Origin of the sequence: Pseudomonas sp. PA-7-1E, from assembly GCF_021605325.1 — a bacterium.
GTDB lineage: Bacteria > Pseudomonadota > Gammaproteobacteria > Pseudomonadales > Pseudomonadaceae > Aquipseudomonas > Aquipseudomonas fluorescens_BV.
Genome location: NZ_WKFA01000065.1, coordinates 21139 through 31815 on the forward strand (window position 1 = coordinate 21139; position 10677 = coordinate 31815).

The 10677-nt window shown below is 57.1% G+C and carries 8 protein-coding genes, 1 tRNA gene and 1 pseudogene; 4 read left to right on the forward strand and 6 right to left on the reverse strand.

The window, feature by feature from the left end; translation table 11 throughout:
* Positions 1 to 8: 8 nt before the first annotated feature.
* From GIW79_RS25840 to GIW79_RS25850, 3 genes are read right to left on the reverse strand one after another with little or no spacing between them, the layout of a single operon-like run.
* On the reverse strand, positions 9 to 1103 hold the full coding sequence (locus GIW79_RS25840) for an HlyD family secretion protein (RefSeq protein ID WP_089041987.1): 1095 nt from the start codon (positions 1101 to 1103) through the stop codon (positions 9 to 11).
* The gene (locus GIW79_RS25845; RefSeq protein WP_057977039.1) at positions 1096 to 2733 is read right to left on the reverse strand and encodes a hypothetical protein; all 1638 of its coding nucleotides are present in this window, start codon (positions 2731 to 2733) and stop codon (positions 1096 to 1098) included. Before GIW79_RS25845 ends, GIW79_RS25840 begins: the two co-directional genes overlap by 8 nt.
* A gap of 39 nt (positions 2734 to 2772) precedes the next feature.
* The gene (locus GIW79_RS25850; protein WP_329605984.1) at positions 2773 to 5109 is read right to left on the reverse strand and encodes a membrane-bound PQQ-dependent dehydrogenase, glucose/quinate/shikimate family; all 2337 of its coding nucleotides are present in this window, start codon (positions 5107 to 5109) and stop codon (positions 2773 to 2775) included.
* 92 nt (positions 5110 to 5201) lie between these two features.
* Here GIW79_RS25850 and GIW79_RS25855 point away from each other — a divergent pair, with 92 nt between their 5' ends.
* Both GIW79_RS25855 and GIW79_RS25860 read left to right on the forward strand, forming a co-directional pair.
* Positions 5202 to 6107, forward strand: coding sequence for a LysR family transcriptional regulator (locus GIW79_RS25855; protein WP_034126167.1), 906 nt, complete (start codon positions 5202 to 5204; stop codon positions 6105 to 6107).
* A 93-nt stretch (positions 6108 to 6200) separates the two neighbouring features.
* The gene (locus GIW79_RS25860; protein ID WP_236455118.1) at positions 6201 to 6875 is read left to right on the forward strand and encodes a MarC family NAAT transporter; all 675 of its coding nucleotides are present in this window, start codon (positions 6201 to 6203) and stop codon (positions 6873 to 6875) included.
* A gap of 134 nt (positions 6876 to 7009) precedes the next feature.
* Here GIW79_RS25860 and GIW79_RS25865 read toward each other — a convergent pair.
* The 3 genes and pseudogenes from GIW79_RS25865 to GIW79_RS25875 form a co-directional block, all read right to left on the reverse strand.
* A pseudogene (locus GIW79_RS25865) lies at positions 7010 to 7206 on the reverse strand (ParA family protein); the annotation flags it as partial.
* A 121-nt stretch (positions 7207 to 7327) separates the two neighbouring features.
* Positions 7328 to 7403: transfer RNA gene (locus GIW79_RS25870), tRNA-Asn, on the reverse strand.
* A gap of 43 nt (positions 7404 to 7446) precedes the next feature.
* Complete coding sequence (locus tag GIW79_RS25875; RefSeq protein WP_236455116.1) at positions 7447 to 8361, reverse strand: LysR family transcriptional regulator; 915 nt, start codon at positions 8359 to 8361, stop codon at positions 7447 to 7449.
* Positions 8362 to 8460: 99 nt separating this feature from the next.
* Between GIW79_RS25875 and lldD the strand changes: the two genes are divergently transcribed.
* The gene (lldD, locus tag GIW79_RS25880; RefSeq protein WP_034126164.1) at positions 8461 to 9591 is read left to right on the forward strand and encodes an FMN-dependent L-lactate dehydrogenase LldD; all 1131 of its coding nucleotides are present in this window, start codon (positions 8461 to 8463) and stop codon (positions 9589 to 9591) included.
* A gap of 412 nt (positions 9592 to 10003) precedes the next feature.
* Positions 10004 to 10677, forward strand: a 674-nt coding sequence (locus GIW79_RS25885) for a GGDEF domain-containing protein (protein WP_236477439.1), incomplete at its 3' end; no start/stop codon positions are given.

Below are 10677 nucleotides of genomic sequence, written 5' to 3' on the forward strand. Positions count from 1 at the left end.
CCGCCTCCTCACCGATGACGCGTATCGACATCGACCTCAACCGACATGCCCGGGCGCAGCGAAGACTCGAAAGGCTGGTCCGGATCAACAGATATGCGCACCCCGATACGCTGCGGTACCTTGACGAAATTGCCCGTTGCATTGTCCGGCTTGAGCACCGCGAATTCCGAGCCCGTCGCTGGTGAGAGCCGCTCGACATGCCCCTTTAGCGTCGCCCCTCCTAACGCATCAATCCTGAGAGTCGCGATCTGCCCGGGCGCAATAGCCTTAGTCTGCGCCTCCTTGTAGTTCGCGACTATCCAGTGATCAGCGGGAACTACCGACATCAATTGTGTACCGTGGGTCACGAATTGGCCCAACCGCACGCCCACTTCTCCGAGCACGCCATCCTCCGGCGCCTGGATGACCGTGTGATTAAGATCAATCTGAGCCGCACGCAGTTTTGCCTGTGCCACCCGCACCTGGGCTTCCAGACCTTCACGGCCGACATCCACGGTACGCAACTCCTCCCGAGCAATCGACTCTTGCGCACCCGCCTGCTGTACCTCGGCCTGGGCTTGACTGAAATCGGCTCGTGCCTGGTCGCGCTCGCGCGTAGAAATGGCGCCATCCATGACCAACGCGTTTGCGCGCTGCATGTCAGCGCGGGCACGCAATAAGCGCGCCTGCGCACCGGCCATAGCTGCAACTTGACTCTCGATGCCCGCCATGCGAGCAGCGTGCGCCTGCTGGTTGTTGGAGAGGTCGGCATTGGCGACGCCAAGATTGGCCGTCGCCTCATCTACCTGCGCCTGATAGACCTCATCGTCAATACGCACAAGGACCTCGCCTCGCTTGACCTGCGCGAAATCTTGCCCGGCCACCTGGACGATATAGCCGCTGACCTGAGGGGCAATCACCGTGGTTCTCCCCCTCACATAGGCGTTATCTGTCTGTTGCAGACCTGCGTCAAAAGGCGGCAACTTCCAGATGTACAGGACGATCGTAATAACGCCAATCGCAGCCAGCACCATGATGATGCCTTGCAAACGGCCACGGGGCGGGGGCGACCAATGAGAAGCAGTGTGTTCAACATCCGATGGAGCAGTCATGGAATCAGTCATTTACGTTCTCAGGCTCGCGACGGATGCGCGAGAGGAAAAAAGCCGACATCTGCAGATAAAACACATACATCGCGGTGCCAAAAGCCAGCACTGACACGATGCGAAAGACGTCATTGAATGCCAGTACGCTAGCCTGTTGCTGCAACGCCTGTCCTAGCAGCTTGCTGCCCTGTTTCTGGCGCTGTTCCGGGTCGGCTATATGACTCGAAAGCAACGCCTCGCCAATGCCGAGGCGCGCTACGACAAGGGGATTGGTGATCGGCGTACTATCCGCCAGGCTAGCGATATGGGACTGGGTTCTGATGAACTCGTAGCTGCCCATTACAGCCGACCCTGCCAGGCTGCCGATACTCTGGCTCGCCCCGTACAGGACCACGAGCGTGATCATGTACTGAGGTCCCTTCGCGAACAGTTTGAGGAAGCCAAAGATCAAGGCAGGCCCGATAAACAGCGTCGCACCGAACCCAATCAAACACTGGCTCAGGTACAGTTGCGGCGCACGCGTGAGGCTGGTGGATTGCGAGTCCAGATACGCTCCCGTTGCGATAAACAACGCCGCGACCATGACCTGCCAGGGGATACGTTTGGGCGACAACGTCAGGCAAGCGACGACAATCCCCATTAGCATCGACACCAGTACGCACGCAAACAGGACACGCAACTGATCGTTATTGAGCCCGCCCATTGATAGCAAACCTACCGAGCCGAAAGTCTGCTCGGCCAGCGATAGCCGAACCAGCAGCGCAATCGCAACAAAACGCATCAAGTCGAAACTGCCCAGCCATTCCAATTGCAACAGCGGCTGACGCCGACGTCGTTCAATGAACACCACCGTCACCAGCAACGAGATAGCCGCCACCAGCATCCAGCCGAGAAAGGGCGCGTCGGTCCACCAATAGCTCCGGCCGAGGCCAAGCACACCGGCAAACAGCAGGAAGGATGAAACCAGCAATACAATCACCACTGCGTCCGAGGCAGAAAACACGCTGGCCCTATCACTGCGTGGCAAAGGCACCGCCAACGTCACACCCAACACCGCCATACCAATGCCCAGATTCAACAAGTGCAGCCCCAGCCAATGTTCCGAGGCGAGAAATTCCACGGGAATCATGCGCGCCACCGGCGATCCTATCTGGGTAAGCCCTACGCTGATAATCAGGGCCATCGGCTGGGCCGATGGGGCTAGGGCCTGCATCAGATAATAGGTACTCAAGGCGATCAACGTCGCGCACATCAAGCCGTTGATCGCCGTGGCAATGACCGCAGTTGTCAGAGTGGGCCACAGTAACTGCAGCACGCAGGCAGCGATGTAGGTACCGACAATGCTTGCCGTGACCAAAGGGATTCCGAACTGCATCCGGGCCTTGACCAAGGTCAGGTTGGCGCTGGCATTGATCGCCAAAAAAACTGCCACCAACCATGAGACCTGAGCCGTGTACTCGCCAATAGAGCCAGAGATTACGCCTAGATTGCTCGCCACCAGGCCGTTGCACAGCGTCGTGCAGGTCCCGAGGAATAAGCCTACGACAAAATATATGCCACGCCTGGCCGGCGACAGCCTGGGCTTATAAGGACTGCCCGCCATCGCCGGTTTCTCGTCAGCTTTGAACACGTATTCAGCGCTGGCCATGTACAAGTAACGCCTTCTTTTGCTGTCGCTGCAGACGCTTCACGGTTGGGATGTCGGAAGGCTGAAGGCCATTACATAGTCACCGGTGTCGGGAGAATGCGCTGCCCCGCCTACGGAAATGACAACGTACTGTTTGCCCGTCGTCGGCGAGACGTAGGAGATCGGCGTGGCGCTGGCGCCGACCGGTAATTCATGTTCCCAGACGAGTTTGCCACTTTGCCCGTCGTATGCCCGGATGTAGTAGTCCTGATAACCCGCAAAGAATACGAGGCCGCCTGCCGTGGTCATCGTTCCTGCATAAGTTGGCATGCCCATGGGCATGGGCAAGTGTGATGCGATACCCAGTGGCCCCAATTGCTCTGTGGTGCCAGCCGGCACTTGCCAGGCCACCTTGTGCGTATTCAGATCGACCGCCGTGACGGTCCCATAGGGTGGCTGGTTGCACGGAACCCCTAGGGATGACATCCAGATATAAATGGCTTGACCGTAAGGTGTTTTCAACTGCGGTGATGGCCCATGTCCGCTCACCTCGATCTGGTGGGTTTTTGTCCAAGTATTGAATTCATCACGAGGCATCAGCCAAAAGATGTTCGGCACCCGGATATCGTTCATGTAAGCCAGATGATTAACGGGGTCGTAGGAGACGCTACCCCAGTTGAATCCTCCGATATTGCCGGGCTGATCCAGTGCCTTGGTCAGACCGATCGGCGTAAAGTCCCCCTCGTAGCGCAGTTGCTTGAACATGATGCGGCACATGAGTTGGTCGAACATGGTTGCCCCCCACATCTTCTTCTCGGTGAGGTGTTCGGCACCGATAGTCGGCATCCCTACCGAATAAGGCTGTGTAGGCGAAAGCTTTTCTTCAGGTACCGCACCGGCCGTAGGCACGGGCTTTTCGACGACGTCCGCAATCGGCTCCCCGGTGGCGCGATTTAGCAGGAAAAGCTGGCCACGCTTGGTGGTTTGCAATACCCCGGGGATGGTTCCGCCTTGGCCGTCAGGCAAATCGACCAGCGCGGGTTGAGAAGGCAAGTCGTAGTCCCAGATGTCGTGATGGACGGTCTGGAATTTCCATTTCGGGCGACCCGTCATGATATCGAGGGCGACAAGGGAAGAGTTGTATTCATCCGAGTGCGGTGGACGCTCCATGCCGAAAAAGTCCGGCGTGGCATTTCCCAGCGGCGCATAGATAAGACCCAACTGGTCGTCATAGGCAGCGGCGGTCCACATGTTGGGCGTGCCGGGCGTGTAGGTCTGCCCCGCCGGTGGCAAGCCGGTTATGTCCGGGTTGCCCAGGTCCCACGCCCATGCCAGTGCGCCGGTGCGGGCATCAAAGGCGCGGATCACGCCTGACGGCTCACCGCGACTGTAGTTATCAACTACCCAGCCACTGATAATAATGTAGTCGCGCGCCACCAGCGGCGCGGAGGTCTGAAAGTAGAACCCAGGCTTAACGTCGCCCATGCCCTGCTTCAGGTCGACGACGCCGTCGCTGCCAAAACCTGGGCACTGCTTGCCGGTCTTGGAATCTAGTTCGATCAGGCGCGCATCGATGGTGGAATTGACGATTCGTTCCGCACAGACGCCATCAGCCGGCGCCTCCTTGAGCTTGTAGTAACCCAGGCCGCGGCAACGGTTCCAGATAGGAGATGCACTATGGGTATCGAATTTCCAACGTTCTACCCCCGTATCTGCATCGATGGCAGCAATGCGATCATCGGGTGTGCAAGTGAACAACGTATCTTCAATTTGCAATGGGGTGTTCGAATCCACGGCGCCCTTGTCCAACTGCATCTTCGCGCCGGTACGATACCTCCAGGCCACTTTCAGGTCCTGAACGTTGTCACGGTTGATCTGCGTAAAGGGCGCGTAGCGCGTACCCGCAGTGGTTCGGCCATATGCGGACCAATTTGAAGGCGTGGTGTTTGTAGCTGCTGCAGTAAAAGGTGTGCCCGAGACAGGCGAGACGACACCATGTGGAGTAAAGGCAAACCCAAAGAACACAGCCGTCCCTAATAACGCTAGTACACCCAGGCCGCGTATCCGACGCCGGGAGTCCGCAGGCGACCAAGTGGATAACAGGAGCAAGCCGATGCTCGCCAACGCTGCCGGTACGAGCAGGCGTGGAAACAGCGCCCAATAGAACGTGCCTGACTCCCAGAGCGCCCATGGAACACTCAGCACGGCAACCGCTACCAGCAGCCATACTCCACAAACTTGCCTACGCCAAAGCATGACGCCAGCGCTCAGATAGGCCCATCCGGCCAGCACGTAATAAAACGATCCGCCAAGGGTTAAGAGGTAAGCTCCACCTAACAATAGCCCCAGCCCCATCAAGGCAACTAGGCTGGCAAAAATACGATTTATCGAGGTCACAGTTGAACTCCTATACGCTAAATGGCTCTCAGACTTGGTGATGATAGTGTTAGTCTATTAATTTTAGCCATGCCATATGGAGCAACTATACATTGCATAAAAGCAACGCCATGTGGAGCGAATACCACACCTTCCTCGTTGCCGCGCAAACATTGAACTTCAGCCGTGCGGCTGAACGGCTTGGGCAGAACACTTCAAGCATCAGTCGCGCCGTGACCCGGCTGGAGGAGCACCTGGGTCTGCGCTTGTTCAATCGGATGCCCTCTATGCGATTGACGGACCCGGGCGAGCGGCTCTATAGCGAAATCGCGCCCTTGTTCGAAGGCCTTCAAGAGGTCGAAAGCGCGATCAAGTCGGATGATGGAAAAATTAGAGGACGCATCCGGGTCGTCGGATCGCCCGAGGTTGTGCACTGGTTTATCAACCCGGCTATCGCTCGAATGCTGGAAGAACAGCACGAAATTCATTTTGAAGTGGAGGCCAGCACACGCGTGCCAAACCCCATTGAAGAGCCAGTGGATGTCTACTTCAGTCATCGCCGCGCCGAAGTGATTAACAAGTCGCTGGTTGCTCGGCCAATCTGTTCAATGCCACAAGGGTTATTCGCTTCTCCCCTGTTACTGGCCGGCAGGAAACCTCCGCGTGTACCGGACGATCTCCTGCAATGGCCCTGCCTTGGGCGTCAGGGAGAACCCGAGTGGGAGCTGATCGACCCCCAAGGACATAAACACCTGACGCCGGTGCAAGCTATCCTGCTTGCCACACCGAACGATGCGCGCATGGACCTTACTCTGCGCGGACTTGGCATCGCGCAGTTCAATTTGCCCAGCGCCAATGACGCCGTAGAGAGCGGCAAACTGGTACGTGTTTTACCTGGCTATACCCTCCAGAACATGTCGCTGTATGCTTTTCTACTCTCACGACGCTTGATTCCGCAGGCGGTGCAGATCTTTCTGCGCTATACCACGGAAGAGGCAAAAAAATACTTTCCCGATTGAGCCCTGACTTGATATCGGCTCGTTAGGGCAGATGACGTACGACCTTAATAATCTTATAGCCTCCTATTCGTTGCATAACCGAGTAAAAACACTATGGGCAATTACTTTCATCATGTTCTTATTGGACTATTGGCCCTGCTTCCTATGGCCAATCCTCTAACTAGCATCTCCCTTTTACTAGGCCTTGGAGGAAAGCTGCCTACAGTAGAGCGTAACCGGCAAATCCTGAAGGCAAGCTTGTATGTAGCTCTGATTATGTTTGTCAGCTTCTACGGAGGCAGCCTGGTAATGCAGGTATTCGGAATATCTGTTCCCGGCTTGAGAATAGCCGGAGGCCTGATCGTTACCTACATCGGTTTCGCCATGCTTTTTCCAGCAACGACACCTGACGAAACGGAGGTTCAGAAAGATTTCCTTTCAGAGAAAGAGAAATCAACCCCACATTTCCGCGATCTGTCATTTGTACCTTTAGCTCTTCCTGGTGCAGCAGGCCCAGGCACGATAGCGTTGCTTATCAGCTCCGCCTCTACCCTGCAGTCGACCTACCAGACCCTGCCACTCGTCATTCATCTTGCAGCCGCAACCGTATTCATCATTACTGCGCTTATTTTCTGGATAGCTTTACGATGTTCGGGGCGAATCATGAAAGTGCTTGGTGAGTCAGGAATCGATGCAATTTCCCGAGTCGTTGGTTTTCTACTGGTTTGTATGGGCGTTCAGTTCGTTATCAATGGTGGTTTTGAAGTAGCGTCTACACCTATGCACTGATGATAGTTTTTCATAATAGTGAATTATTAAAGGCCGTTGATACTTCCGCGGCCACATTCGCTAGCAATTTTATCAAATGCCTGGCTCAGCGCTTCACCTCATTACCGACAGAAGAAAGCGCTCCGCGGAGGCATTTCATTATTAACGATCAGTTGGTAGGTCCCGCCCGGCGCCTCACGCATTAGCGTATAGAACAAGGACAGTGACGGCTGGGATCGAGATCGATCAGTAAGGTCCAATGACACGCGTCGGCGCAGAACGCGCCTAGATTGGCGCCAACCGCGGTTTTCCCCGGCCCGCCTTTGGTTGAAACGACTGCAGCGACTTTCATTGGCCTTACCTCTGAATCGAAGGATTAGAGATGGCATCATGGGAACCGCGCTAAGCGTTTGGATTGCTGGGTCAAATCCCAAGCAAAAAAAAGCCTGTATCTCTACAGGCTTTTCTCTATCTGGCTCCACGACCTGGACTCGAACCAGGGACCCAATGATTAACAGTCATTTGCTCTACCAACTGAGCTATCGCGGAATGCGCCGTATGTTACTGATTAAAAAGAAGAAGTCAAGCGTCCTCAGAAATTTTCCGCAAAATCGTCCCCCTGCTCGCTTGAATACGGCGGTTCCTTGGCCAAATCCAGCCAGGCCCTTGCCGCTGGCGGCAAGTGGGCGCTCGCGCGCCAGGCCAGGGCGATGTGCCAATCGGTATGAGGCTCGTCCAGAGGGATCAAGGCGATGCCGGGATGTTGGTGTTTGTGCGCCAGCATCCTAGGCAGGAAGGCAACGCCCAGCCCTGCGGTGACCAGGTCGACGATAAAGTCTATTTGCCCGCTGCGGGCGGTGACTTTGGGGGTCACGCCTTTGCGTTCACAGGCGCTGAGGATCTTGGCATTGAGGGCAAAGCCGGCCTCGAACAGGATGAAGGGTGAGTCGGCCAGGTCGGTGAAGTCGATGCGCTCGCGCTGGGCCAGTGGGTGACCCATGGGCAATACGGCGATCAATGGCTCGTTGCGCACCGGTTGGTAGTCGAAGCCTTCATCAACCGGCAGCAGCAAGGCGGCGAGGTCCACCTCCCCTGCTTCCAGGCATTCGCGCAGCCTTTTACTGCCGTACTCGGTCAGTTCGATGTCGATGCCCGGGTAACGGCTGCGGTAAGTGGCGAACATCGCCGCAAACAACACGCCGCACCCTACCGGCGGCAGGCCGATGCGCAGCACGCCGCGCTGGAGGCCGCGCAGGTCGTTGATTTCAGCCATCAAGTCGGTGCGTTCGGCGAGCATCACCAAGGCGCGGCGGTAGGCAATTTCGCCAGCGGCGGTGAGTTCATTCCTGTGGCCGAGACGATTGAGCAACGGCATGCCCAGTTCGTCCTCAAGGGTCTTGACCGCTTTGCTCACGGTGGACTGGGTCAGGGCAACCACTTCCGCCGCCTGGGAGAACCCGCCCTGGCGCACCACTTCGACAAACGCACGCAAGGTTCGCAGGTTCATCAGTATTCCTTTAGTGACTGGATGACAGTGATAAAAGTTGTTTTCATCATGGCATAACTTTGCTTAGGGTGTAGCACTTTGCCCAGGGAGACACTGTTGATGATCATCTCGTCCGCTTCCGATTACCGCGCTGCGGCCAAGCGCAAGTTGCCGCGCTTTCTGTTCGATTACATCGACGGCGGTGCCTACGCCGAGCACACACTGCGCGCCAACAGTTCGGACCTGGCCGAGATCAGCCTGCGCCAACGCATCCTGCGCAATGTCGACGACCTGAGCCTCACCACCCAGCTGTTCGGTACCGAACTGGCGATGCCGGTCATCCTTAGCCCGGTCGGCCTGACCGGCATGTATGCGCGACGCGGTGAAGTGCAAGCAGCCAAGGCGGCGGCCAACAAAAACATCCCTTTTTGCCTGTCGACAGTGTCGGTGTGTTCGATTGAGGAAGTGGCCTCGCAAAGCCCGCAGTCGATCTGGTTCCAGCTGTATGTGCTCAAGGATCGCGGCTTCATGCGCAACGCTCTGGAGCGGGCGCAGGCCGCCGGCGTGACCACCCTGGTATTCACGGTGGATATGCCCACACCCGGCGCACGCTACCGCGATGCGCACTCGGGCATGTCTGGCCCCTATGCAGCGCAGCGGCGCATGTTGCAGGCGGTGACCAAGCCGCAGTGGGCCTTCGATGTGGGCTTGATGGGCCGCCCCCACGACCTGGGCAATATTTCCAAATACCTGGGCAAACCCACTCACCTGGAGGACTACATTGGTTGGCTGGCCAACAACTTCGACCCATCCATCAGTTGGAAAGACCTGGAGTGGATCCGCGAGTTCTGGAAAGGCCCGATGATCATCAAGGGCATCCTCGACCCTCAGGATGCCAAGGACGCGGTGAGTTTCGGTGCCGACGGCATCGTGGTCTCCAACCATGGCGGCCGCCAGCTCGACGGGGTGCTGTCCACGGCCAAGGCGTTGCCGCCAATTGCCGAAGCGGTGGGCGATGACTTGACCGTGCTGGTGGACTCCGGCATTCGCTCCGGGCTCGACGTGGTGCGCATGCTCGCCCTGGGCGCCAAGGCGTGCCTGCTGGGGCGCGCCACCGCCTACGCGCTGGCCGCCGAGGGCCAGCATGGGGTAGAGAATCTGCTGGACATCTTCGCCAAGGAAATGCGCGTGGCCATGACCCTGACCGGGGTCACCTCCATCGCGCAAATCGACCGTACCACCCTGGTCTAGTGGTGATGGGTGCGGTGTACTTTGTTCACGAATAACCGAAGCGTTGTTTATTTGCGACAAGCAACTCGCACCACCGAAACAGTTACGTCAACCGGGCCGGCGGTAACGCTGGCCCAAACCAGCCAAATAACTGGCGCCATGCTTTAACGGACTTTTCTTACTTAGAAATTAGTTAATTGATTTATAAGGATTTTTGCCAACTAAATACACTTGGCATGAATCTCGCTCTAGTACTGTTCAAGCAGGTTCGGCGATGACAAGACGTGCGGCAGGGCCATGGGGTTATAACCCAATGAAAAGCGGTTTAAACTGTTTCCAATGTTTTACGGAACTGAAGGATCAGTAAGACGCTTGGCACTCGCCACCCTCATCCCGCCTGTAAGACAGCCCAGTGCTTAGAGGCCACGCGCTTATGAAAACCCCCACCCAGACCAACGCAATTGACTTTGACAGTGCCAAATTGCAACGCCTGGGATTTGGCCAGCCATCCTTACGCCCACGCCGCCCCGCCACCCTTGCCGAACTTCGCCAGCAACTGAACCAGCAGTTGCAGACCAGCCTGGAGCCGGAGCGCATCCTGGGCCTGTTCTTTCGTGAGGTTCAGCGCCTGGTTCCGCTGGACGCGTTGCAATACCGTCACGCCGCCAGCGACCTGCGCCTGGAGTTTGGCCACCGGGGTCATCACTCCGTCAGCTACACCCTGAGCCATGAAGGCGAACACCTGGGGGAACTGGTCTTTCGTCGCAACCAGCGGTTGCTTGAAGAAGAACTGAGCCAACTCGAACTCCTGCTGGTGACCTTGCTTTATCCGATGCGCAACGCCCTGCTCTACCGCGCCGCCACCCGCAGCGCCCTGCGTGACCCGTTGACCGAAACCGGCAACCGTGTGGCCATGGACCAGACGCTGCAGCGAGAAATCGACATGGCACGCCGGCATTTGCACCCGCTCTCTTTGTTAATGCTGGACATCGACCACTTCAAGAAAATCAACGACACCCATGGGCATGCTGCGGGCGACAGCGTGCTGCGCGCCGTAGCCGGGGCGATCAAACGACAGCTGCGCAACGAGGACATGGTGTTTCGGTT